Source organism: Streptomyces sp. DI166, from assembly GCF_900091315.1.
Classification (GTDB): domain Bacteria; phylum Actinomycetota; class Actinomycetes; order Streptomycetales; family Streptomycetaceae; genus Streptomyces; species Streptomyces fuscus.
Genome location: NZ_FLSP01000003.1, coordinates 60,078 through 83,301, shown reverse-complemented (window position 1 = coordinate 83,301; position 23,224 = coordinate 60,078). Strand labels below are relative to the sequence as shown.

Sequence of the window (23,224 nt, the reverse complement as noted above, 5' to 3'; positions counted from 1 at the left end):
CTGACCAGGAGCGAACCGTCGACGCTCCGTGTCCGTACGGCTGCGTCGAGTGTCATGTGCGGGGTTGTCGGACGGGAGGGTGCGGCATGAGCGACACCAACGGCACGTCGGGACTGTTCATCGTCATCGGCAAGCAACTGAAGATCCTGCGCGAGCGGAAAGGGCTCACGCAGAAGGAGTTCGGGGCGCTGGTGAACTACGGCCCCGACGCCATCTCCGCGATGGAACGCGGCGTACGGACCCCACAGCCCGACCTCCTGGAGAAGGCCGAAGAACTCCTCGACGCCGGGGGCCTGTTGAGGGAGGTTGTCCCCGAGGTCAGGGAGGAGATGTCGAAGGCGAGGACTCGGCATCCGGAGTGGTACCGGAACTATGCGGGGTTGGAGGCGGAGGCGGTTGAGCTGCATTTCTATGCCAACAACGGGGTGCCGGGGCTGTTGCAGACCGAGGAGCACGCGAGGACGGTCTTCGGCAAGCGTCGGCCGTTCCTCGATGAGGCAACCATCGAGAAGCGGGTCGCGGACCGACTCTCACGGCAGCAGGTCTTCGAGCGCTGGCCTGCCCCGATTGTCAGCTACGTCCTTGAGGAACACGTACTGGACCGGCCCATCGGCGGGCGGCGTGTGCACGCGGAACAGCTTCGGCGCATCCTCCAGGTCGGTCAGATGCAGAACGTAGAGATCCAAGTGATGCCTACGACGATGGAGGAACACCCCAACCTGGACAGCGCGTTCAACCTGCTGACGCCCAAGGGGCACGGGCAGGTGGCGTACACCGAAACTCAGGGGCATCCACGGTTGATCGTCGATCCCGAAGAGGTCAGGAAGATCGCGGACCGCTATGGGATCATGCGAGCAATGGCACTCTCCCCCGCGGAGACAAGGAAGTTGATCGAGAGCAAGCTGGAGGAGCTATGACGGGCAAGCTCACTTGGTTCAAGTCCAGCTACAGCAGCGGCGAGGGCGGCGAGTGCCTCGAAGTCGCATACGCCTGGCGCAAGTCCAGCTACAGCGACGGCGAGGGCGGTGAGTGCGTAGAGGTCGCTCAAGGAGTGACCGACATCCACGTCCGCGACTCCAAGAACCCCACCGGCCCCCGAGTCACCCTCGCCCCCGCCGCCTGGTCCGCTTTCCTGGCCGGGGAGTTGGGCTACGGCTGGAACGACGCCACGACGTTGACCTCGTAGGCGCCGGTCGCGGTCACGCCCCCGCTGGTCCCCGGCAGCAGCACGCTCGGGCTGTAGTAGTTGGACGACACCAGCAGGTCCTTGTCCCCGTCGCGGTCGATGTCGCGGAGGCGGACGAGCTCACCGAACATGCCGTACTCGGTCACACTGCCGGGAACACCGGCGGTGGACCGGGTGAACCACTGGGACTTGCTGCCGGTGAGCCCGGACTTGCTGCCGCGGAGGATGTGGACGCCACCGGCTGCCTCCTTGCCGCCGACGGTCTCCCAGGGGACGCCGACGGCGAGGTCGGGGTAGCCGTCGCCGTTGGTGTCGGCGGCGGCGAGGCTCCCGCCGAAGCCGTCGCCCTTGGTGGCGGCGGTGCCGACGCCGGAGGTGGACTGGGTGAGCCGGTACTTGGTGGTGGGTCCGGTGCTGCCACCACGCCAGACGACGACGGAACCGGCGCTCTTGTTGTACGCGGTGTCGCCGACGGCGAGGTCGCCGTAGCCGTCCTTGTTGAAGTCGGCGACGACGCCGGTGGTGTCGTAGTCCGGGGTCGAGCTGTTGTAGGTGGTGATCTTGCCCGGCTTGATGGTGGAGCCGCCGCGAATGAACCAGGCGTCCTGGGTCATCTTGTCGCTGTGGTAGCCCTGGCCGAGGAGGAAGAGGTCGGTGGCCTTGTCCTTGGTGACCTTGCCCGCGACCATCCCGGTGGGTTCGAGGATGTCGGGGGTTTCGAGCTTGGTGACGGAGCCGGTCGTACCGGACTTGCTGAAGCCACCGCGGTAGATGTAGACGGTGTCGATGCCGTTGGCGACGGCGAGGTCGGTCTTGCCGTCGCCATTGAAGTCACCGGCCTCGATCTGCTTGCCGAAGGCACGGTGGGAGCCGGCGGTGACCTTGAGCCGGACGGCACCGGTGCCGGTGAGCCCGGACTTGGAGCCCCAGAGGATGGTGACAGCGCCGGAGGACACCTTGCCGCTGACCTTCTCGGTGAAGTCGGCGACGGCGAGGTCGGCGTAACCGTCGCGGTTGAAGTCGGCGGCGGCGACGTCGTCACCGAAGCGGTCGCCGTAACCACCGGCGTCACCCGCGGTGCCGGGGACACCGGCGGTGGCCTGGGTGAAGGTCTTGGTCTTGGTGCCGGGACCCTTGGCGGTGCCGTACGTGACGACGACCTTCCCGTCGGGAGAGGCCTGGGCGAAGTCGCGGTACCCGTCGCCGTTGAAGTCGTCCGCGTACTTCGCCGGGGTGGCCGCCTGCGCGGTGCCCGTAGAGAGGGCGAGCATCCCGCCGGTGAGGGAGGCTGCGGTGGCCGTGGCGAGCGCCAGGCGCACGGTTCTGCGCGTGAACATGCGTCTCCTGCGATGATCAAAGATTGGCGAGGAGGAGACTCACGGAGACGGCCGAAGGTTGTAGGGCTGTCCGAGGCCGCCAGGCCACGGTGACTTCAGACCGTATGGCTCTGATCACAGCATCGGTTGCGATACGAAACACAGCACGCTGAAGCCCTGAACTTCCCGCAACTTGTCTGCCGCTTCGCCCAGTTCAGGAGAGCGCGTTCTACGCAAACCCGGTTGGCGTCACCCAAGCTTCTCTCGATAGCGTTGGCAACACTTGAGAATTCTCGCCCCACCGGGAGTCGTCCGTGAAACGCCGCCACACCTTGCCGTCAGCCACCGCACTGGCCGTTGCAGCAGCTCTGTCGTTGTCCGCCTGCGGGAGCGACGACGACTCGTCCTCGGACGGCATCAAGGGAGCGGACAAGGGCGGCAACACAGCCTCGGCGAGCCCTTCCGCATCGGCAGCACAGGGGGGTGCGAAGCGGCCCGAGATCACGCTGCCCGATGAGTTCCAGGCGGAGTTCGAGGGGTGGACGAAGAACGATCCCAAACTGCAGGCCATCCTGAACGACGGCCGTGAGGAGCTGCGTTCCAAGTACGCGGCGATTATCGAGGGGAAGCCGGAGTCGGAGGCGGTCGCCTTCTACAACTCGGACGCCACGCTGGACAGTGCTCGCAAGTGGATCAGACAGTTCACCGATGAGGACGATAGCCTCGTCGGCAAGGTGAGGGTCTTCGACGCCCAGGTCCACATCAACGACACCGGTTCCGGCGTGCTGTTCTACTGCGTCGACGAACGCAAGGCCTCCACGAAGAACCGCAAGACCGGCAAGGTCGTCAGCACACCGGACAAGCCCGAATCGCTGATCCAGTACCGCGTCCGCCTGGACGAGAACGCTCAGGGTGTATGGAAGACCGTCTCCCTGACGACCGTCCCCGGGGCGTGCCGTTGATGCGCTTCCCGGCCAAGGCATGCCCACTCCTGGCAGCCACCGTCACAACCCTCGCCCTGTCCTGCACGACGGCGCACGCCATTGGTGGCAACGACAGCCAGGCACCGCCGACCGGCGGCCCCTCAGGCAGCGCGTCCGGAAGCACCCTCACGGCGTCTGCGACGACCACCCGCATCAAGGTCACTCAGGTCGGCGGCGGCAAGTCCGGCAACTCCGTCAAACCGCTCGCACCCGTGGCCCCCGACTGGGAGCCCCCGGCGTGCTGGTACGAGCCCGTCGCCACGCCTCAGCATCTCAAGAACGCCGTCGAACGGCTCAAAGCCGGCGGCGACCTGGTACCGGTCACTCCCACGCTCAGCTGGGGAGAGCAGCTGATGGTGGACCACTACGAGAAGGGCAAAGCCCAGATCGACGGAGAGGGGTACGAGGACTACAACCTGGGCCAGGACGGCATGTTCTGGCGCGGGGTGATCAACAAGGACAGGGAGAACGACCCCGCTTCGTACGACTGCGAGCGCAACCTGTTCTGGCAGGACGCCAACACCCTGCCCGACGACGAGCACGCCCCCACCCCTGACGTCCTCGCCGCCTACGCCTACGACAGAATCAATGTCCCCGCCACCGAGGTCGAGCTGAAGCCCGCGGCCCGGTCGACGGTGAATCTGCCCACCTGGGTGTGGTTGGACAAGGCCACGTTCCAAGAGGTCACGGTCCGCGCCGAGCTGCCCGACGCCGGGGTATGGGCGGAGACCACCGCAAAACCCGTCGCCCTGCACCTGCAACCGGGCACCAGCGACGCCGAGACCTACCCGGCCTCCGGGGACTGCGAGATCAACGACGACGGCTCCATCGGCACCCCGTACACCAGGGGCGACGCGGACAGGACCCCACCGTGCGGTATCCGCTACCTCCGCGCCTCCGCAGACGGGCCGTACAAGCTGACGGCGTCCATCACGTGGCAGATCTCCTGGACAGGTTCCGGCGACACGACCGGCGACCTGCCCGACGGCACGTTTGAGACCACGCTGGACATGGCCGTCCAGGAGATCCAGGCCATCAACCGCTAGAGCACAGAACGGGGGAACGATGAGTGATCTGTACATCGACTACGAGATGTTGGTGAAGACACAGAAGGACATCGAGGACATCCATGAAGTGATGGCGGCGCCGTGCCGTGAAATGGAGGATGTCGACGGCGCATCAATGGGTGTCTACAAACTCGCCCAGCGGATGGATGACTTCGGCGACGAGTGGTCCTACGGCATCAAACAGATGTCGAAGTTCTCGAAGTCCGCCGCGAAGGCTCTGGGACAGATCAAGAAGACCTTCGAAGAGACGGACGAGCAGTTCGCCCGCGAGCTGGAGAAGGCGCGATCCCCGAAGGGCGGGAAGAAGTGACTGACTACGGTCAGCCGACCTGGCTCCTGCCGGACCCGGCCGCCGACGCCCGCTTCCCCGCGATCGGCTTTTGCCCGTGCCCCGGCAACAAGAAGGACGCCACGCATGTGGCAGCGATCGTCCGCCGTACAGCACGGGCACTCCGGGACATCGCTGACGTCCTCAATGGCACCGGACGCGGAGAGTGGAAGGGCAAGGCCGCCGAAGCGTTCCGCGAGCAGTTCCACGACGACTTCCGGCCCAAGGTCAACGACGCGCGGGACTCCTTCTCGGACGCGGCCCAGGCCTTGGAGGACTGGGCACGCTACATGGCCGACCAGCAGGCGATCGCCGACCGGCTGGAGTCCGAGGCCCAGGACGCCAAGGACAAGGCGGCCGGTCTTCAGCGGGAACTCGACCGGATGCCGCCGAAGCCGGGCTTCGCGGACCAACTGCGGGACCAGTCCCACGAGGAGAAGGCGAAGCGGGAACGGCTGGAGGAGAAGCGCAGCGGCAAGGAGAAGTCACTGCACTCGGCCAACGCCGACCTGGAGGAGATACGCGGCCGGGCGGAGCGCCTGAGGAAACGTTACGTCGAAGAGGGCGAGGCCGTCGCCGACCGGCTCAAGCACGCGATGGACATCGCGCCGAACGAGCCGGGCTTCTGGGACAAATTGGCAGACGGCATCGGGGCCGCTCTCAAGGCGCTCGAAGCGGTCAGCGACATGCTTCTCGACGGGCTCAAGGAACTTCTGAAGGAGTACTCCTGGCTCTTCGCCTTCATCGGAAACATCGCAGGCACACTCAGCGCGATCACCGGCCTGCTGTCCCTGGCCTTTCCGGGATTGGCCGCCCTGAGCCTGGCACTGGCGGGTATCGGACTGGCAGCTCACTATCTTCAGGCCGTAGGAGAGACCGGAAGCTTCGCGCAGGCACTTACCTCACCGACCGTGCTGGTCGATGCTGCCGGACTGGCCCTGGGCGGAGGTGCTTTCGCCGCAGGTAAGGCACTTGCCCGCATGGGGGCACCTGCTGCGGGGCTCTTCAAGTCGGTACTGACCCAGCCCGGCAGGTTGGTGGGTGGTGCCGAGTTGGCGGGAAAGACGATCCAGTTCGCCGGTAACTGGGGCGCGAACGCGGTGGCGCAGGGGCCAGGGGGCGCGGCCAAGATCACGTACGAAGCCATCAAGCACCAGATCCCCGGTGATCAGACTTCGGGATCAGGGAAGGACCACTGGCCGGATGAGCTCAACCCCTGGGCATTGAAGAAGGCGGCGGAAGGGGCGGAGGCGTCGTGAATATCAGCACAGAGCGGACAATTTCCCGGCGTCAACCGCAGGGAGAAGTGCACCTCCAGGTGCCCACAGACTGGTTCGACCTGCTGGAAGACGGAGAGAACGACGAGGCGGCACATGAGCGAATCTCCGACCTCGCCAACCAGGTATATGCCCATAAAGATGAGAACGTCCGCTCGTCCATCATCCGAACGCTCATGGCTGCCCGGAGGCTGTTCCTCGACGACGGCATGATCAGCTACGGTCTGGTCGCTCTGCCTGACTCCGAGGACGGCCCCGTCACCTGGCACATCTGTGCCGGAGTGGTCGAAGCTCCCCGATGCGCCTCGGACATCAACGCCGGCGAGGCTCTGGCGCGTTACTTCGGCGAGCAGTTGGAGGACAGGCAGGTCTACCTCGAATCCTTCCCAACCGCCATGGGACCAGGGTTTGGCCTGGTCTCCCAGCCTGGCATCCGGTCCAACGGCCAGGTCGACATCTTCCCCGCGCTTCCCACCACGGATGCGCCGCCTGCGCAGTACGCGGCAAGGATTGGTATGGCTGCCGCCCTGAGCTGCCCCGCCAGTGGTGGTCCCGCGCTGCTGGTGGTCGGCAGCTGCCTGGATCCGGAACAGGTAGTGTCAATGGCCAGCCTGGTAGCCGTGATCTGCGGAAAGGCAACAGTCCAGCCCTACGGAGCAGCCGACGAACACTCGGACGAGGTGGTTCAGCCATGGAAGTGAGACGGCGACGAGGCATCGACACCACCCGCCCGCCTGCCTGGTTGGCGTGGCTGGAGCTGGGCATGCCTCCCCGCAGGCTCTACGTCCTGTCCGGGGCATTCGCCTTCCTGGTGGGAGCCATGATGTCTGCGGTGATCAGTCTGTGGCTGGTCTTGCCCGGCATCGTGCTCACGCTCGGACTGCTGTGGTTTGTCGCCGTGAACACGGACCAGCGGCTGTGGCTGATGGCACCCTTCCTTTTCGCCGCCTTCGCGCTTGTTGTGTTCGGGATGTTCATCAGGCAGGACCGGGCCCTGGCCGAACGTGGGCGCCCCGTCGACCTGGTGGTCGTCGAGACGTCCCAAACGAGAAGTGAATCGTCGTGCAAAGTGCGCCTTCCCGACGGGGATGTCGCCGAAGGACCGATCGGCGGTTGTCGCGGCGCTGACGTCGGTGAGTCCATCCGCCTCGTCGTGGACCCCGAGGGCCAGGTGCAGCCGAGCAACACCTCCCCCCATGTCGCCCTGTGGATCTGGCTGGCAGCGGCTGCGAACCTCGTCTTCACAACCTGCGTAGTCCGATCCGCCGTCCGTGGTGTACGCAGGCTTCGGGAGTTGCGGGCCATGGAACAGCCCATGCCCTCGCGTGGTTTCGTCCCACCGCCCCCGTCGACTCCACCCCCCTTGCAGGGATCTCGCTGACGGGATCTTGCTCTCAAGGATCAGCGCTCGTACAGCTCCTCGATCTCGTACGCGAAGTCCTTCATGATCGTCTCCCGGCGGAGTTTCATCGAGGGGGTCAGGTGGCCCGCCGTCTCCGTGAAGTCCGTGGGGAGGATTGTGAAGCGGCGGATGGATTCCGGGCGGGAGACCAGGCGGTTGGCCTCGTCGATCGCGCGTTGCAGGATGGCGTGCAACTCCTCGTCCTGGACCAGGAGTTCGGCTGGGACGGGGTGGCGGCCGTTCATGCGGCGCCAGTGGGTGATGCCGTCCAGGTCGAGGGTGATGAGGGCGGCAACGTAGGGGCGGCGGTCGCCCACCAGCATCACCTGGGAGATCAGGGGGTGCTGGCGGAGCCAGTTCTCCAGCGGGGCCGGGGCCACGCTCTTGCCGCCCGCCGTGATCAGCAGCTCCTTCTTGCGGCCGGTGATGGTCAGGTAGCCCTCGTCGTCCAGCTCGCCTATGTCGCCCGTGGCCAGCCAGCCGTCCGTGGTCGCCGGGACCACTCCTCCGGCCGCCGGGTCCCAGTAGCCGTGCAGGACCTGTTCGCCCGCGATCAGGATCTCGCCATCGGCTGCGATACGGACCCGCGTGCCCGGCAGGGGCCAACCCACCGTGCCCAGGCGGGGTTTGAGGGGTGGGGTCACCGTCGCCGCCGCCGTGGTCTCCGTCAGGCCGTAGCCCTCGTAGATCTCGATGCCCGCGCCCGCGTAGAACGCGGACAGGCGGCGGCCCAGCGGGGAGCCACCGCAGATCAGGTAACGGACCCTGCCGCCGAGGGCGTTGCGCAGGCGGCGGTAGACCAGGGGGTCGTAGAAGGTGCGGGCCATGCTCAGGGCTCGGCCCGGTCCGGACCCGGTGCCGTGCTGCTTGGCCTCCTTGGCCTCGCCGTAGCGGCCGGCGATGGTGGCGGCGCGGTCGAAGAGGGCGGCCCGTCCGCCCTCCTCCGCCTTGGCGCGGGCGGAGTTGTAGACCTTCTCCAGCATGTACGGGATGGCCAGCAGGCAGGTCGGGCGGAAGGCGGAGAGGTCCGAGAGGAGGTCTTCCGCCTGGAGGCTCGGCGCGTGGCCCAGGCGGACACGGGCGCGGACGCAGGCCACCGCCACCATCCTGCCGAAGACATGCGACATCGGCAGGAACAGCAGCACCGAGGGCTCGTCCTTGGACCTCGACTTGAAGACGGGGTAGAGGAGTTCGATGGCGTTGTCGACCTCGGCGAAGAAGTTGCCGTGGGTCAGCGCGCAGCCCTTGGGGCGGCCGGTCGTGCCCGAGGTGTAGATCAGCGTCGCGAGCATGGACGGGCCGAGCATGCCCCGGCGGACCTCCACCTCCTGGTCTGGCACGGCCGCGCCCGCCTCCGCGAGCCGGTCGACGTGCCCTTTCTCCATGACCCACAGGTGCCGCAGGTCGGGGATGTGCTCCAGTTCCGGGCCGAGGGCCGCGGCCTGGGCGACCGACTCGGTGACCAGGGCGACCGCGCCGGAGTCCTGGAGGATCCAGCGGGTCTGGAAGACGGAGGAGGTCGGGTAGACGGGGACGGTCACCAGGCCCGCGGCCCAGGCCGCGAAGTCGAGCAGCGTCCACTCGTACGTCGTCCGGGCCATCACGGCGAGCCGGTCACCCGGCATCAGCCCCTCGGCGATCAGTCCCTTCGCCACGGCCTGCACCTGCCCGGCGAATTCGGCCGCCGTGACGTCCGTCCAACTCCCCTCCTGGGTACGGCGGCTGAGCACCACCTTGTCCGGTACCGCGAGAGCGTTGTCGAACGGCAGGTCGGCGAGCGACCCGCGGGTGACGGGCGGGGCGAAGGGCGGTACGTACGCCTCGCGGACGACTCCGTCCAGCTTCCGCGTCTCGGGCTGTACGAGCGTGGGCGCGGGAGCGTCGTCGAAGGCCGCGGACGCGGCGAAAGAGGGCAGTGGCGTGGACACGGGCGGCTCCTGGCACGGCGTTCGCGGACGGCTCCCCTGGCGCGGACATGGGGTTACCGCCGGTTAGACAGGGATCGTACGAGGCGGACGTGTGGGGGCTGTGCGTGTTCGGGGAGGGCTGGGGGGTGGGGCTGTGCAGCCTCGGGGGTAACCCGAGGGTTGCTCATGTTCGCGCAGCACACGAAGCATTACCTCCGGTAACCTTACTCCGGAGTCAGAAGCCCCGGAGGTGTGTGTGACCGTCCTTACTCATACGCCCGCGCTCGCGCCGGCGTTCGCCCGTGGCGCGGTGCTTTCTCCGTTCAAGCGCCCGCGCCCCGAGGCGGAGTTCCCGCGCACACCTCTCGTCCTGCCCGGCCTGCGGGTCGACTTGTCCCGCCTCGCGGCCTATGAACGGGTCTGCGGCGTCGCGACCGGCGAGGACGCGCTCCCCCTCACCTATCCGCACGTCCTGGGCTTCCCGCTGGCCATGCGGCTGATGAGCGGACGGGACTTTCCGCTGCCGCTGCTGGGGCTGGTCCATACCTCGATCGAGATCACGGCGCGGGAACGGCTCGCCGTACACGACTCGTACGAAATCGCCGTGTACGTCCAGGGGTTGGCGCCGCACCGGCGCGGCACACAGGCCACGCTGGTGACCGAGCTGAGGGGTTCGGGCGGGAAGGCGGTGTGGGAGTCGCGCAGTACCTATCTGGCGCGGCACCGGACGCAGGAGGGCGGCGACGGGACCTCGGTGCGCGAGGAACGGGTGCCCGGGGTGCCCCTTCCCGTCGTCGCCGAGTGGCGGCTGGGCGGGGACGTGGGGCGGCGGTACGCGGCCGTGTCCGGGGACCGCAACCCCATCCACCTCCACCCGCTCACCGCCCGCCCGTTCGGCTTCCCGCGCGCCATCGCCCACGGCATGTGGACGGTGGCCCGCTGCCTGGCCGCGTACGGGGCGCCCGCGGTCGCGCACGTCACGGCGGAGTTCCGGGCGCCGGTGGGGCTACCGGGCGTGGTGCGGTACGGCTCGGAGCCGGGGCGGTTCGAGCTGCGCGGTGAGACCGGACGCCTGCACGTGCTCGGGAGGGTCAGCTGACGGGCGGGCTCCACGGGCGGCCGTCCATCAGGTTGCCGAGTCCGGCCCAGGCGAAGTTCATCAAGGTGGCGGCGGCCTGGCGGGCGGTGACGCCGGGGGTGGCGTTGGCCCAGTCGGCGAGCGACTCGGCGGCGCCGACGAGGGCCTCGGCGAGCCCGGCGACCTCGGTCTCCGGCAGGTCGGGGTCGATGGGGGTCCCCCCGCACGAGCGAAGTCGAGGGTGGGGGAGGGCGGCGCGGGCGGCGGCGAGGATCAGCTGGGTGACGAAGGCCACGATCTCCTCGCGCATCGCGGTCACCTCGGCGGCGAACACGTCCCCGTGGGTGCGGGCCTGGAGGTGCAGTACGGCCCAGCCGTCCGGGTGTTGCGCGGTGTGCGTGAAGAACGCCCGCAGACCGTCCCAGAGTTGGCGGTCGGCGGGCGCGTGCGGCTCGACGCCGGCCCGTACGGCGGCGGTGAGCGCGTGGGCCTCGCGGCGGATGCAGGCGGTGAAGAGGTCTTCCTTGGAGTTCAGGTACAGATAGACCAACGGCTTGGAGACACCGGCGACTTCGGCGATCTCGTCCATCGAGGCGGCCATGTACCCGCGGCGCCCGAAGATCCGCACGGCGGCGTCCAGCATCTGCTGTTCACGGACGGCGCGCGGCATCCGCTTCGTCTTGACTGCACCCATGGGGGCAAGACTAGAGCGGGAACCGGGTCAGGAGGTCTGCCCCTGGGCGCGGGCCGCGTCGTCGGCGAGGTCCTCCTGGCTGCGGTTGGCCTCCAGGTTGGCCTTCATCCTGTCGACCTTCGTGACGATCTGGGCCGAGGCGCGGTCCCGCTCCTTGCGCAGCGCGACGAAGCTGATCGGGGCGGAGATCAGCAGGGCGAGCAGAATGATCCACATGCCGTTGGAGTCGCCGAGACCGCGCGGGGCGAGACCGGAGTAGACGAGGCCCCAGACGACCACGAGGCAGCCCACGAAGATCCCGAGGCGCATCAGCGTGTAGCGGAGCATCTCAATCCAGTCTTCCGAATCCAAAAGGGACGACATCCAGTGAAGCATGCCGGTGGGTGGATCTTGGGGCCGGGTCCGGGCCTGCCTCAGTCCAGCGGCAGCAGCAGGATCACGTCGTCCCGGAAGTCGTCGTCGGCGACGCGGATGGCGCCGGGGATCCGGCCGACCTCCTTGTAGCCGCAGGACCCGTAGAACCGCTCCAGGCCCTCTCCGCCGCGGCAGGTGAGCCGTATCGCCCGGATCCCGTCGAAGCCACGGGCCGCGTCCTCGGCGGCGGCGAGGAGATCCCGCCCGTATCCCTTGCCCTGGTGCCGGGGATGCACCATCACGGTGTACAGCCACACCCAGTGGGTCATGAGCCGGTGCGTGTTGAAGGTGAAGAAGGCGGTGGCGGCGACGCGCCCGTCCGCGTCGTGTCCGACCAACAGCCGCGTCCGCCCCTCGGTCATCGCCGCGAAGTGCTTGACCAGCTCGGGCCGTATCGCCTCCCGCGTCACGGGCGGCACGAACCCGACGGACCCTCCGGCATTGGACACGTCCGCCCACAGATCGAGAATGCCGTCACGCAGGGCGGGGTCCACGACGGGATCGAGAGTGAAGGTAAGGGTCACGCGGACATAGTAGACATTACTTGAGGATGCGAGCCGCTACTTCCAGATCGGTGACCAGCCCTTGATACGCCGCGTCCCGGTCGTCCGCCCGCAGCACGGAAGAGGGGTGGACGGTGGGCAGCAGACGCTCCGGCCTCCCGTGGATCTCCTCCTCCAGCACGGTCCCGCGCACCTGCGTGACCTTGAACCCCGATCCGAGCAGGGCCTTCCCCGCGGTCGCGCCGAGCAGGACGATCAACTCCGGCTCGACCAGGGCCAGCTCGGCAGCCAGCCAGGGGCCGCACGCCGTCATCTCCCGAAGGCTGGGCGCCTTGTGGATACGCCGCTTCCTCGGCTCGGCGCGGGTGAACTTGAAGTGCTTGACGGCATTGGTGACGTAGGCGTCGGAGGGGTCGATACCGGCGTCCGCGAGTGCGCGGTCCAGCAACCTTCCCGCGGGGCCGACGAAGGGTTTGCCCTGGCGGTCCTCCTGGTCCCCGGGCTGCTCCCCGACGAACATGACGCGAGCGTCGCCGCTTCCCGCCCCGAAGACCGTCTGGGTGGCGTCCCGGTACAGCGGACAGCCACGACAGCCCGCGGCGGCACGCCGAAGAGCGGGAAGACCACCGCGCGACGGAAGGAAGGGTTCCGCGCCGTACACGTCCTCGGGAGGCATACGGGCCGGGTACCCACGAGGGCGGCGCGGACTCGCGCCGGCCTCAGACGCGCATCGGCTGCGGGGACTCGCGGCGCGTCGGGTCCGGGCCCTCGTACTCGCGGATGACTTCGTAGCGCGTGTTGCGCTCCACCGGGCGGAAGCCGGCGTCGCGGATGAGGTCCAGGAGGTCCTCGCGGGTCAGTTTGTTCGGCGTGCCGAAGTTGTCCGCGTCGTGGGTGATCTTGTACTCGACCACCGAACCGTCCATGTCGTCGGCGCCGTGCTGGAGGGCGAGCTGGGCGGTCTGGACGCCGTGCATGACCCAGAAGACCTTGACGTGCTGGACGTTGTCGAAGAGCAGCCGGGAGACCGCGAAGGTCTTCAGCGCCTCCGCCCCCGTCGCCATCTTCGTCCGCGCCTGGAGCCGGTTGCGGACCTTGCCGTCCTTCACGTCCACGAAGTCGTGCTGGTAGCGCAGCGGGATGAAGACCTGGAAGCCGTTCGTCTCGTCCTGGAGCTCGCGCAGGCGCAGGACGTGGTCGACGCGGTGGCGCGGCTCCTCGATGTGGCCGTAGAGCATCGTGCAGGGCGTCTTGAGGCCCTTCTCGTGCGCCAGGCGGTGGATCCGGGACCAGTCCTCCCAGTGCGTGCGGTGGTCCACGATGTGCTGGCGGACCTCCCAGTCGAAGATCTCCGCGCCGCCGCCCGTCAGGGACTCAAGACCCGCGTCGATCAGCTCGTCGAGGATCTCGGAGGCGGAAAGACCGGAGATCGTCTCGAAGTGGTGGATCTCCGTCGCCGTGAACGCCTTCAGCGACACGTTCGGCAGCGCCGTCTTCAGCTCGCGCAGCGACCGCGGGTAGTAGCGCCACGGCAGGTTCGGGTGCAGCCCGTTGACGATGTGCAGCTCGGTCAGGTTCTCCGACTCCATCGCCTTGGCGAGCTTCACCGCCTCCTCGATGCGCATCGTGTACGCGTCCTTCTCCCCCGGCTTGCGCTGGAAGGAGCAGTACGCACAGGACGCCGTGCACACGTTGGTCATGTTGAGGTGCCGGTTGACGTTGAAGTGGACGACGTCACCGTTCTTGCGCGTGCGCACCTCGTGCGCCAGGCCGCCGAGCCATGCCAGATCGTCCGACTCGTACAGCGCGATGCCGTCCTCACGGGTCAGCCGCTCACCGGCCATGACCTTCTGCTCCAGCTCGCGCTTGAGCCCGACGTCCATGCCCACACCTTTCTCCGACAGCACCGCCAACCGTATCCCTAGACCTCCTCGGGCAGCGCCCCGACCCGGTTCTCCCACTTGGTGGAGAGCACGATCGTGGTACGGGTCCGGGAGACGCCCTTGGTCCCGCTCAGCCGCCGGATGATCCGCTCCAGACCGTCCACGTCGGAGGCCCGCACCTTGAGCATGAAGGAGTCGTCGCCGGCGATGAACCAGCAGTCCTCGATCTCGCTGAAGTCCTTCATCCGCCGCGCCACGTCCTCGTGGTCGGCCGCGTCCGAGAGCGAGATACCGATCAGGGCGGTGACCCCGAGCCCGAGCGAGGCCGCGTCCACGGTGGCGCGGTAACCGGTGATGACACCGGCCGCCTCCAACCGGTTGATGCGGTCGGTGACACTGGGTCCCGACAGGCCGACGAGGCGCCCCAGCTCCGCGTAGGAGGCCCGGCCGTTCTCCCTCAGGGCCTGGATGAGCTGCCTGTCCACCGCGTCCATGCGATTCGAAGCCTTCCGCTGAAAAAGTCGCTGAGTTCCTGAAGTACTGGATACCGCTGATGCTGCGTGCTGCTCAGGTCGTGCGCGCGCCGCCGAGATCGCCCTTCCAGCGGCGGTAGAGCCGGTGCTCGACGCCCGCCACGTCGAGTACGCGTCCGGCGACGAAGTCCACCAGGTCCTGGATGTGGGTGGCGCCCGCGTAGAAGGCGGGCGAGGCGGGTACGACGGTGGCGCCCAGATCGTCGAGGGTGACGAGGTGCCGCAGCGTCTGACCGTTCAAGGGGGTCTCCCGAACGGCGACGACCAGTTTGCGTCCCTCTTTCAGGGTCACACTCGCGGCCCGCTGCAGCAGGTCCTTGGACAGCCCGAGGGCGACCCCGGCGACGGCCGCGGTGGAGGCGGGCACGATCAGCATGCCCTTGGTGGCGTACGACCCGGACGACGGCCCGGCCGCGAGATCCCCGGCGCTCCAGTGCCGTACCCCGCTGATGTCCACGTCGAAGGTGTCCGGCTTGCCGTCCGCGCCCCGGGACAGCCATTCCCGCAGGTCGCCCTCCCACTGCGAGTCCCGGAAGGCGATCCCGGTCTCGTCGAGCAGGGTGAGCCGCGAGGCCCGGCTGACCACCAGATCGACGCTCTCCCCGGCCGCCAGCAACGCCCGCAGCACCGCCGCCGCGTACGGCGTCCCGGAAGCTCCGGACACCCCCACGATCCAAGGCACGCGCTGCGTTTCTCCTGCGTTCACATCTTGAGCGTACCGGTGGACGCGACGGTCAGACGGTCAGCCCCCGTACCAGCAGATCCAGCAGGGCACAGACGAAGAGCGCGATGCCGATGAAGCCGTTGACGCTGAAGAACGCCCTGTTCAGGCGGGAGAGGTCGTGGGGGCGCACGATGTTGTGTTCGTATACGAAAGCACCGGCGACGATCATCAGTCCGAGCCAGAAGAAGAAGCCCGCGTCGGTGACGACGGCGTACCAGACGAACAGGGCCATCACGATCACGTGGCAGACCCGGGCCGACCAGATCGCCGCGGGGATGCCGAAGCGGGCCGGGACCGACATCACGCCGATCTCGCGGTCCGTCTCCACGTCCTGGCAGGCGTAGATCAGATCGAAGCCGCCGATCCAGATGCCCACCGCCAGCCCCAGGATCACCGCGTCCCAGGACCACTCACCGGTGATCGCCAGCCAGCCGCCGACCGGGCCCATCGCCTGGGCCAGGCCCAGGATGGCCTGCGGGAAGTTGGTGAACCGCTTGCCGTACGGATAGACCACCATCGGCACCACCGCGACCGGCGCGAGCGCCAGGCACAGCGGGTTCAGCAGGGCCGCCGAGCCGAGGAAGACCACGAGCGCGATCAGGGCGCCGGTCCAGGCGTGCTTCACCGAGACCGCGCCGGTCACCAGTTCGCGATGCGCCGTCCGGGGGTTCCGCGCGTCGATCTCGCGGTCGATGATCCGGTTGACCGCCATGGCGAAGGTGCGCAGGCCGACCATGCAGACCGTCACCAGCAGCAGCCGGCCCCAGTGGATGTTGCGGTCCCACTCGTACATCGCGGTGAGGGCGGCGATGTAGGCGAAGGGCAGCGCGAAGATCGAGTGCTCGATCATCACCAGGCGCAGGAAGGCCTTGGTGCGTCCCGGCTGCGGGAGGGCGGCGGAAGCCGAGCTCACAGGCCGTACTCCTTCCAGCGGCGGTCCACTTTCGCCGCGGTCCGCGGGTCCGACTCCACCATGTCCGGCCACCCTCCGTCACGGGTGTAGCCCTCCTCGGGCCACTTCTTCGTGGCGTCGATGCCCGCCTTGCCGCCCCAGAACTGCTGGTAGGAGGCGTGGTCGAGATGGTCGACGGGGCCCTCGACGACCGAGAGGTCGCGGGCGTAGTCGGTGTTGCCGAGCGCGCGCCAGGCGACCTCGTGCAGGTCGTGGACGTCGCAGTCGGAGTCGACGACCACGATCAGCTTGGTCAGGGACATCATGTGGGCCCCCCAGATCGCGTGCATCACCTTCTGCGCGTGCTTCGGGTACTTCTTGTCGATCGAGACGATCGCGCAGTTGTGGAAGCCGCCCGCCTCGGGCAGGTGGTAGTCCACGATGTCCGGCACGATGATCTTCAGCAGGGGAAGGAAGAAGCGCTCGGTGGCGCGGCCCAGCGGCCCGTCCTCCGTGGGCGGCCTGCCCACCACGATCGACTGGAGCAGCGGCCTCTTCCGCATGGTCAGACAGTCGATCTTCAGCGCCGGGAACGGCTCCTGCGGGGTGTAGAAGCCGGTGTGGTCGCCGAAGGGGCCCTCCGGGAGCATCTCGCCCGGCTCCAGCCAGCCCTCGATGACGACCTCGGCCTGCGCCGGGACCTGGAGCGGCACGGTCTTGCAGTCGACCATCTCGATCCGCTTGCCCGCCAGGAACCCGGCGAACAGGTACTCGTCGATGTCGCCGGGCAGCGGCGCGGTGGAGGCGTAGGTGACGGCGGGCGGGCAGCCGAAGGCGATGGCGACCGGCAGCCGCTCACCGCGCCGCGCGGCGACCTGGTAGTGGTTGCGGCTGTCCTTGTGGATCTGCCAGTGCATGCCGATGGTGCGCTTGTCGTGGCGCTGCAGCCGGTACAGACCGAGGTTGCGGACGCCGGACTCCGGGTCCTTGGTGTGGGTGAGCCCCAGGTTGAAGAAGGAACCGCCGTCCTTGGGCCAGGTGAACAGGGCCGGGAGCTGCTCCAGGTCGACGTCGTCGCCGTGCAGCACCACCTCCTGCACCGGCGCGTCCTTGACCTTCCTCGGCGGTACGTGGGCCATCGCGCCGAGCTTGCCGAAGGCCTCCCGGACGCCCACGAAGCCGTGCGGCAGCTCGGGCCTGAGCAGTCCGCCGATCTTGTCGCTGATCTCGGCGTACGACTTCAGGCCGAGCGCCTTCAGCAGCCGCCGGTCGGTGCCGAAGACATTCATCGCGAGGGGCATCGAGGAGCCCTTCACGTTCTCGAAGAGCAGTGCCGGGCCACCCGCCTTCTGCACCCGGTCGACGATCTCCCCGACCTCCAGATACGGATCGACCTCCGCTTTGACGCGCTTGAGGTCGCCTTCGCGTTCCAGTGCCCTGAGCAGGGAACGAAGATCGTCGTAAGCCATGCGGTCAAGTATCCCCGAGCGGCTACCCTGGCCTTGTACCTGGGGGCTTCGATCGCATCCCCCACGACCATCTCGCGGGAGGCCCCCATGCTCCGGGTGCTGATGTTCCTAGTACCGCTGGCGCTCAGCATCTACGCCTTCATCGACTGCATCAGCACGCAGGACGAGGACGTCCGGCACATGCCGAAGCCGCTGTGGGCGATCCTCGTGCTGCTGTTCCCGATGGTCGGCTCCATCTCCTGGCTGATCGCGGGCAAGAAGCGCAGCCCGGCCGCCGAGGGCTGGTCCGGAGTGCGCTCCAACCGCGACCGGCGCTGGGTGGCGCCGGACGACAACCCGGAGTTCCTGAAGTCCCTGGACGACGAGAAGAAGGACGAACGGGACGAGTCCTGACGGCTCAGTCCGTCCCGGACCGCAGTTCTTCGAGCTCGGGCGGCAGCTTCCCGCCCCGGCGGGGTGCGGAGGTTGGTCAGGGCTTCTTGACGGGGTTGCCCTCCTCGTCGAGCTCGATGATGTTGCCGTGCTCGTCCATGCTGTGGCTACGCCAGTAGACGTCCCACTTGTCGTCGACGTACTGGGGGACCTTCCCCTCCGGGTACCGGAAATTGCCCTCGCCGGGCTCCTCCCCGTCCTTGCGGCAGTCGCCGCCGGCACTGTTCACCGGCTGGACGGGGTAGTAGCCGTCGGAGCAGATGCTCTCCCGGAACTCCAGCCCGGAGCATCCGGTGAGGGTCAGCGCCGCCGCGGCGGCGAGGGCGGCGGCGAGGGTCTGGACGCGGCGGGACCTGGTCATGGTCGGCTGTCTCCTGTGAGTGCTGTCGATCCGGTGACCCCCACTCTTCCGGCGCGGGCCACTCGCGGCCTGAGCACGCGTACTCAGAACGGCGTGCGCACTACGCGCAGGGCCAGGGGCGCTCGTGCACAGTGGGACGTATGGATCAGGCACAGGCACGGAGTTGGCTGGCGGTCGCCGTGGCGGAGGCCCGCGCGGGGCTCGCCGAGGGCGGTATCCCGATCGGGGCGGCACTGTTCGGCGCCGACGGCACACTGCTCGGGCGGGGGCACAACCGGCGCGTGCAGGACGACGACCCGTCCGTGCACGCGGAGACGGCCGCGTTCCGGGCGGCGGGGCGTCAGCGGTCGTACCGGGGCACGACGATGGTGACCACGCTCTCGCCCTGCTGGTACTGCTCCGGTCTGGTGCGGCAGTTCGGGATCTCGCGGGTGGTGATCGGGGAGGCCGTCACCTTCCACGGCGGGCACGACTGGCTGGCCGAGCACGGGGTGGAGATCGTGCTGTTCGACGACGCCGACTGCGTCGCGATGATGCGGGAGTTCATCCGGGAACGTCCCGAGCTGTGGCATGAGGACATCGGTGCGTAAGCGGGATTCGATCGACACCGGCTGACAACCCGCAAAATTCGTAATCCAACGGACACCGTGCGATCTAGTCCGAATCAACTCCCCCTACTTACTCTGGTGTTGGTAGATCTCACGCGTGAGCAGCACCACGGTTGGATCGACAGCGACCGCCTCGGGGGGAGAAGCGGTGGGCAGACGATTGCACGGGCGCGGGGCGTTGTTCGAGACCGATCCGGCCGGGCTGGCCCCCCGGCTCGTGGGCCTGCGCCCGCACCAGCACCGGGTCACGCCGTACGAGCATCCCCGGGAACCGCCGCTGGTCGTGCTGTCCGGGGCGCGCGGACTCGGCAAGACGGCGGTGCTCGCGGAACTGCGGGAGTCGTACAAGGGGCACACCCCGGTCGGGCTGATCGACTGCGAGGACCCCGAGTTCGCGGCGCCGCCCACCGGACGGCCCGCCGAGGCGTGGTCACCGGTGTCGCAGGCGCTGCTGGTGCTCGCCGAGCAGCTCGCGGAGCAGGTGACCGGGGCGGGGCGGATCCAGTTCCCGCGGCTGATGTCGGGGCTGGTGGCGGTCGCGGCCGGGGGCTGGGGCGACGCGGACTCCGAGCGGATACGGCGCGAGGTGCAGCGGATCCTGCTGCTCAACGAGAGCGGGTCCTGGGTCGGCGGCTTCGCCGGGCGCTGGGCGGGCCGGGTCGCGGCGAAGGTGGTCGCGGCGGCGACCGGTACCGGGCCACTGCTGTCGGCGGCGGTGGAGGCGACCCTGGAGTCCCTGTCCGAGGGGTTCGCGGGACGGCGCCACCAGCGGGCCTCGGCCTGGTACCGGGACTATCCCAACGCCGGTGACAACGCCCGGCGCGGGCTGATCCTGCTCTCCGGGCACTTCCGGGCCGGCGGCACCTCGCGGGAGCACGCCGAGCGGCATCTGGTGCGGGCGCTGCGCGCCGATCTCACCGACGCCTACACGGGCGTACTGCCCCGGATGAAGCGGCTGGGGCGGCCGCTGGTGCTGCTGGACAACGCGCACACCGCGCCCGGCCCCGGCCTGATCGAGGCCGTGCTGCGGGACCGGACGGAGGGCGTCGGCGACCAGGTCGTGTTCTTCGCCGCCGTACGGGGCAACGGGCGCCCGGCGCTGCGCAACGCGACCCGGCGGGCCCTGCCCGAGCTGGCCCGGAGCAGCGACTGGACCCCGGAACCCGGCTCGGCGTCCTCACGGGCGCTGGTGGTGTCGCTGCCGCCGCTGAGCGGTGACGACACCCTGCACATCGTCGGCGCGGACCCTACGGTGCCGCCCCAACTCCCGCAGGCCGCCCACCGGTTGACCGGCGGGAACCCGCTCGGCATCACCCTGGTCGCGGAGGCCGCCGCACAGCACCCGACCGAGGCGTCCTCGCTCGGCGAGCTGCTCACCGCGGATCTGCGCGTGCACCCCGAGCACGACGGCAGGCCCGCCTACCTGGAACTGCTGGACCGGCTGGTGCCGCCGGACCGGCTGGACGAGCTGACGGTGCTGGCCGCCGCCCACGACCACGACTCGGCGTGCGCGCTGGCCCGCGCGCTGCTCCCGGAGCACTTCGGGCCCGCCGACGTACGGGCGTTGGGCGAGCGGCTGACGACGGAGGGACTGCCCGCCGTGCCGGGGCAGTTCGTCGGCGACCCGTTCGTACGGACGCTGCTGCTGCTCCGGCTGCATCACCGGGACACCGACCACGGGCAGTGGCGCAAGGCGCACGAGACGCTCGTCGACCACTACGCCGACCCGGCGGACGAGCAGGTGCGCTACCGGCTGCACCACGAACTCGCCCTGGGCTCAGCGGATTCGGCGGTGGCCTACCTGAGGGACTCCTTCACCACGCTGCCGGCCCGCGAGTGGCTGGCGGCGCTGCGGTTCGTCGCCTCGGCGCCCTACTTCCACGCGCACGACGCCGACGGCCGCGACCACTGCGGTAGCGAGGACCGGCGTACGGCGGTGGCGCTCGGCCGCACCGACGCCGGGCACGAGCCGCCGGAGGGCGCGGACGCGGCGCTGCATCTGCGGGTGCGGCGACTGCTGCACGCCGTATGGCAGTTGACCGATCCGCTGACCCTGCCGGACCGGACGGTGGGGCAGCGGCTGCGGTTCGAGCTGGAGCAGCTGTCCAATCTGCGGCCCGCCGGGAACGCCCTGCTGTGGCGGGCGTCGCGGGACTGGCCGGAGGACGCCCTCGCGGGGCGGGAACCGCACATCCCGGACGAGGGCGAGGGGGAGGCGTGATGGCGCGCACAGGCGTGTGGACGTGGCTGCGCGAGGACGTCTGGGAGATCCCGCTGCGCCGGTATCTGGCCCTGCTGGTGACGGCCGCGCTGGTGGTGGGCGGCTGGTTCGGGGTGGGCGCGCTGGCGCGGGAGGACCGGTCCTGCGCGCCGGGGGTGGAGCGGCCGGAGGGCAGCGAGGAGTGCGTGGGGGTGTCGACCTCCGCCTACGACTTCGACCGGCCGCAGCTTCGGGAGGTGATCCGGGCGATCGACCGGGAGAACCGGTCGCTGAAGCCGGGGAGTTATGTGACGGTGGCGCTGCTGGAGCCGTTCACCGCGTCCGACCCGGACAACCTGGGTGATGTGCTGCACGAGATGCAGGGCGCCTATCTGGCGCAGTACCGGGCCAACCACGAGTCCAACCGGAAGTCCCCGGCGATCCGGCTCGTCCTCGCCAACCCCGGGGCCACCGGGGCGCACTGGGAGTTCACGGTCGACCGGCTGGAGGAGATGACCAAGAGCCCCGACCGGCTGCGGGCGGTCACCGGGGTGGGGATGAGCACCGAGAACAACAAGCGGGCCGTCAAGGAGCTGACCAAGCGCGGGATCCCGGTCATCGGCAGCTCCATCACCGCCGACAACCTCGCCAACGGGCAGGGGGGCAAGGACCCCTTCCCCGGTCTGGCGCGGGTCTCCCCCACCAACACCGACGAGGCCCGTGCGCTGACCTCGTTCGCCGATGTGACGGCGGGGCGGGCGCTGCTGGTGTACGACAAGCCGGGCGACCCGTACACGCGGACGCTGCAGAAGTCGTTCATGAAGCTCCTCGCGGGCTCGCCGTACGAGCCGCAGCCGTTCACGCCGCCCACTGACCGCAGCGAGGAGGGGACGACCGCGAACACGTTCTGGCAGATCGCGTCCCTGGTCTGCGGGACGGCTCCGGAGACGGACACGATCCTGTTCGCCGGACGCCACACGCAACTGCGGCAGTTCATCAACGAGCTCGGCAACCGGTCCTGCCAGCACCGGAAGTTCACCGTGCTCACCGGTGACGAGGCGTCGTACCTCACCGGGGACAAGGAGCTGGACCGCAGCGCGCTCACGCACAAGCTGTCGGTGCGCTACACCGCGCTGGCGCATCCGGACGCCTGGGCGGAGGACGGTGCGAAGTCCGGGGGCTCGGCGGCGGACGCGGCCGAGCTGGCGGAGCTGGTGGCCACGGCCGCGCGCAGGCCGGTCGGGCCGATCGGCGAGGTGTCCCTGGAGGACGGCCAGCTGATCATCGCGTACGACGCCATGCGGCTGGCGGTCACCGGCATCCAGCGGGCCACGTCGAAGGGCAGGATGGTGCCGCGGCTCGCGGACGTGGGCCTTCAGTGGCCGCAGGTGAAGGGGCCGCTGCGGGTGTACGGCGCGAGCGGGTGGATCTGCCTGGACGCGCACGGCAACCCGTACGACAAGGCGGTACCGATCGTGGAGCTGACGCCGGAGGGGAAGGCGCGCTTCGTGAAGATCGCCTGGCCGGAGGAGAAGCCACCGGCGAAGGAGTGCCTGCCGCCGTCCTAGGACGCGTCCAGAATCTGGATCAACCGTTCGAATCGCTCTCGCCAGCGCTCCTCCGACTCCCGCTCACCCCGGAACTCATGGGTGAACCGCAGCGCGCTGCCCTCGTCCCCGTCCCGCTCCAGATGGAACCGGATCCGGCCGCCGTCCCCGACGGTGTACTCCGCGACCCGGTCCACGTCCCATGCGGTCACCCTCCCCGCCCCCACCTCACGCAGGGTGACGGCCCCGCCGAGCCGGGGTTCGAGCAGATCGACCCCCGTGAACCACTTCGCGAGCCCTTCGGCCGTGGAGAACACCGGCCACACCGACTCCATCCGTCCGGGCAGCCGCACCAGGAAATGCAGGATGTGCGTACTCCCCTGCACCTGACTCATGCCCTGCTCAATGGATCCGGACATG

26 protein-coding genes are annotated in these 23,224 nt (G+C 68.9%); 13 read left to right on the top strand and 13 right to left on the bottom strand.

Annotation, left to right across the window (positions count from 1 at the left end; all coding sequences use genetic code 11):
- Positions 1–86 precede the first annotated feature (86 nt).
- Positions 87–917 (top strand): helix-turn-helix domain-containing protein, encoded by an 831-nt coding sequence (locus GA0115233_RS02525; protein WP_107406409.1) that lies wholly within the window; start codon positions 87–89, stop codon positions 915–917.
- Positions 914–1,186, top strand: a complete 273-nt coding sequence (locus GA0115233_RS02520) for a DUF397 domain-containing protein (protein WP_093718374.1) — start codon at positions 914–916, stop codon at positions 1,184–1,186. The genes GA0115233_RS02525 and GA0115233_RS02520 overlap by 4 nt, the downstream gene beginning before the upstream one ends.
- Here GA0115233_RS02520 and GA0115233_RS02515 read toward each other — a convergent pair.
- Positions 1,150–2,523 (bottom strand): FG-GAP and VCBS repeat-containing protein, encoded by a 1,374-nt coding sequence (locus GA0115233_RS02515; RefSeq protein ID WP_093718373.1) that lies wholly within the window; start codon positions 2,521–2,523, stop codon positions 1,150–1,152. The genes GA0115233_RS02520 and GA0115233_RS02515 overlap by 37 nt on opposite strands.
- A 293-nt stretch (positions 2,524–2,816) precedes the next feature.
- Between GA0115233_RS02515 and GA0115233_RS02510 the strand changes: the two genes are divergently transcribed.
- From GA0115233_RS02510 to GA0115233_RS02485, 6 genes are read left to right on the top strand one after another with little or no spacing between them, the layout of a single operon-like run.
- Positions 2,817–3,464 carry a hypothetical protein gene (locus tag GA0115233_RS02510; RefSeq protein WP_255310027.1) on the top strand — a complete coding sequence of 216 codons (648 nt, stop codon included), beginning with the start codon at positions 2,817–2,819 and terminating at the stop codon, positions 3,462–3,464.
- Positions 3,464–4,531, top strand: coding sequence for a hypothetical protein (locus GA0115233_RS02505; RefSeq protein ID WP_093718372.1), 1,068 nt, complete (start codon positions 3,464–3,466; stop codon positions 4,529–4,531). Before GA0115233_RS02510 ends, GA0115233_RS02505 begins: the two co-directional genes overlap by 1 nt.
- A 19-nt stretch (positions 4,532–4,550) precedes the next feature.
- Entirely contained in the window at positions 4,551–4,862 is a 312-nt protein-coding gene (locus tag GA0115233_RS02500; protein WP_093718371.1) for a hypothetical protein, read from the top strand.
- Positions 4,859–6,139: a putative T7SS-secreted protein gene (locus tag GA0115233_RS02495; protein ID WP_093718370.1), complete on the top strand. Its 1,281-nt coding sequence runs from the start codon at positions 4,859–4,861 to the stop codon at positions 6,137–6,139. Before GA0115233_RS02500 ends, GA0115233_RS02495 begins: the two co-directional genes overlap by 4 nt.
- Positions 6,136–6,858 (top strand): hypothetical protein, encoded by a 723-nt coding sequence (locus tag GA0115233_RS02490; RefSeq protein ID WP_141689470.1) that lies wholly within the window; start codon positions 6,136–6,138, stop codon positions 6,856–6,858. The genes GA0115233_RS02495 and GA0115233_RS02490 overlap by 4 nt, the downstream gene beginning before the upstream one ends.
- Positions 6,849–7,538, top strand: a complete 690-nt coding sequence (locus tag GA0115233_RS02485; protein ID WP_141689469.1) for a US12 family protein — start codon at positions 6,849–6,851, stop codon at positions 7,536–7,538. The genes GA0115233_RS02490 and GA0115233_RS02485 overlap by 10 nt, the downstream gene beginning before the upstream one ends.
- Positions 7,539–7,558: 20 nt before the next feature.
- On the opposite strand, the gene GA0115233_RS02480 is transcribed toward GA0115233_RS02485, so the two are convergent.
- On the bottom strand, positions 7,559–9,487 hold the full coding sequence (locus GA0115233_RS02480) for an AMP-dependent synthetase/ligase (protein ID WP_093718367.1): 1,929 nt from the start codon (positions 9,485–9,487) through the stop codon (positions 7,559–7,561).
- 235 nt (positions 9,488–9,722) lie between these two features.
- Between GA0115233_RS02480 and GA0115233_RS02475 the strand changes: the two genes are divergently transcribed.
- Positions 9,723–10,565: a MaoC family dehydratase gene (locus tag GA0115233_RS02475; protein WP_255310026.1), complete on the top strand. Its 843-nt coding sequence runs from the start codon at positions 9,723–9,725 to the stop codon at positions 10,563–10,565.
- Here the strand turns inward: GA0115233_RS02475 and GA0115233_RS02470 are convergent.
- The 9 genes from GA0115233_RS02470 to GA0115233_RS02430 all read right to left on the bottom strand — a co-directional run bounded on the left by GA0115233_RS02470 (position 10,558) and on the right by GA0115233_RS02430 (position 17,656).
- Entirely contained in the window at positions 10,558–11,238 is a 681-nt protein-coding gene (locus tag GA0115233_RS02470) for a TetR/AcrR family transcriptional regulator (RefSeq protein WP_093718365.1), read from the bottom strand. The two genes, GA0115233_RS02475 and GA0115233_RS02470, sit on opposite strands and share 8 nt — an antisense overlap.
- A 27-nt stretch (positions 11,239–11,265) precedes the next feature.
- A complete protein-coding gene (locus GA0115233_RS02465) occupies positions 11,266–11,565 on the bottom strand; it encodes a DUF4229 domain-containing protein (protein WP_093718364.1) in 300 nt (99 codons plus the stop codon).
- An 86-nt stretch (positions 11,566–11,651) separates the two neighbouring features.
- Positions 11,652–12,176, bottom strand: coding sequence for a GNAT family N-acetyltransferase (locus GA0115233_RS02460; protein ID WP_093718363.1), 525 nt, complete (start codon positions 12,174–12,176; stop codon positions 11,652–11,654).
- Positions 12,177–12,192: 16 nt separating this feature from the next.
- Positions 12,193–12,831 (bottom strand): UdgX family uracil-DNA binding protein, encoded by a 639-nt coding sequence (locus GA0115233_RS02455; protein ID WP_093718362.1) that lies wholly within the window; start codon positions 12,829–12,831, stop codon positions 12,193–12,195.
- 43 nt (positions 12,832–12,874) lie between these two features.
- Positions 12,875–14,038: an aminofutalosine synthase MqnE gene (gene mqnE, locus GA0115233_RS02450; protein ID WP_093718464.1), complete on the bottom strand. Its 1,164-nt coding sequence runs from the start codon at positions 14,036–14,038 to the stop codon at positions 12,875–12,877.
- Between the two features lie 38 nt (positions 14,039–14,076).
- Positions 14,077–14,532 (bottom strand): Lrp/AsnC family transcriptional regulator, encoded by a 456-nt coding sequence (locus GA0115233_RS02445; RefSeq protein WP_093718361.1) that lies wholly within the window; start codon positions 14,530–14,532, stop codon positions 14,077–14,079.
- 73 nt (positions 14,533–14,605) lie between these two features.
- Positions 14,606–15,253: a UbiX family flavin prenyltransferase gene (locus tag GA0115233_RS02440; protein ID WP_093718360.1), complete on the bottom strand. Its 648-nt coding sequence runs from the start codon at positions 15,251–15,253 to the stop codon at positions 14,606–14,608.
- Positions 15,254–15,305: 52 nt separating this feature from the next.
- Positions 15,306–16,208: a menaquinone biosynthesis prenyltransferase MqnP gene (gene mqnP / locus GA0115233_RS02435; protein WP_093718359.1), complete on the bottom strand. Its 903-nt coding sequence runs from the start codon at positions 16,206–16,208 to the stop codon at positions 15,306–15,308.
- Positions 16,205–17,656 carry a menaquinone biosynthesis decarboxylase gene (locus GA0115233_RS02430; protein WP_093718358.1) on the bottom strand — a complete coding sequence of 484 codons (1,452 nt, stop codon included), beginning with the start codon at positions 17,654–17,656 and terminating at the stop codon, positions 16,205–16,207. The genes mqnP and GA0115233_RS02430 overlap by 4 nt, the downstream gene beginning before the upstream one ends.
- Positions 17,657–17,743: 87 nt before the next feature.
- Here GA0115233_RS02430 and GA0115233_RS02425 point away from each other — a divergent pair, with 87 nt between their 5' ends.
- Entirely contained in the window at positions 17,744–18,049 is a 306-nt protein-coding gene (locus GA0115233_RS02425) for a PLD nuclease N-terminal domain-containing protein (RefSeq protein ID WP_093718357.1), read from the top strand.
- Between the two features lie 76 nt (positions 18,050–18,125).
- On the opposite strand, the gene GA0115233_RS02420 is transcribed toward GA0115233_RS02425, so the two are convergent.
- Positions 18,126–18,449 (bottom strand): SCO0607 family lipoprotein, encoded by a 324-nt coding sequence (locus tag GA0115233_RS02420; RefSeq protein WP_093718356.1) that lies wholly within the window; start codon positions 18,447–18,449, stop codon positions 18,126–18,128.
- 140 nt (positions 18,450–18,589) lie between these two features.
- Between GA0115233_RS02420 and GA0115233_RS02415 the strand changes: the two genes are divergently transcribed.
- The 3 genes from GA0115233_RS02415 to GA0115233_RS02405 all read left to right on the top strand — a co-directional run bounded on the left by GA0115233_RS02415 (position 18,590) and on the right by GA0115233_RS02405 (position 22,825).
- Positions 18,590–19,039 carry a nucleoside deaminase gene (locus GA0115233_RS02415; protein ID WP_176711614.1) on the top strand — a complete coding sequence of 150 codons (450 nt, stop codon included), beginning with the start codon at positions 18,590–18,592 and terminating at the stop codon, positions 19,037–19,039.
- A 166-nt stretch (positions 19,040–19,205) separates the two neighbouring features.
- Entirely contained in the window at positions 19,206–21,278 is a 2,073-nt protein-coding gene (locus tag GA0115233_RS02410) for a hypothetical protein (RefSeq protein WP_093718354.1), read from the top strand.
- Positions 21,278–22,825 carry a hypothetical protein gene (locus tag GA0115233_RS02405; RefSeq protein WP_093718353.1) on the top strand — a complete coding sequence of 516 codons (1,548 nt, stop codon included), beginning with the start codon at positions 21,278–21,280 and terminating at the stop codon, positions 22,823–22,825. Before GA0115233_RS02410 ends, GA0115233_RS02405 begins: the two co-directional genes overlap by 1 nt.
- Here the strand turns inward: GA0115233_RS02405 and GA0115233_RS02400 are convergent.
- The gene (locus tag GA0115233_RS02400) at positions 22,822–23,223 is read right to left on the bottom strand and encodes an SRPBCC domain-containing protein (protein WP_093718352.1); all 402 of its coding nucleotides are present in this window, start codon (positions 23,221–23,223) and stop codon (positions 22,822–22,824) included. The two genes, GA0115233_RS02405 and GA0115233_RS02400, sit on opposite strands and share 4 nt — an antisense overlap.
- Between the last annotated feature and the right edge of the window lies 1 nt (position 23,224).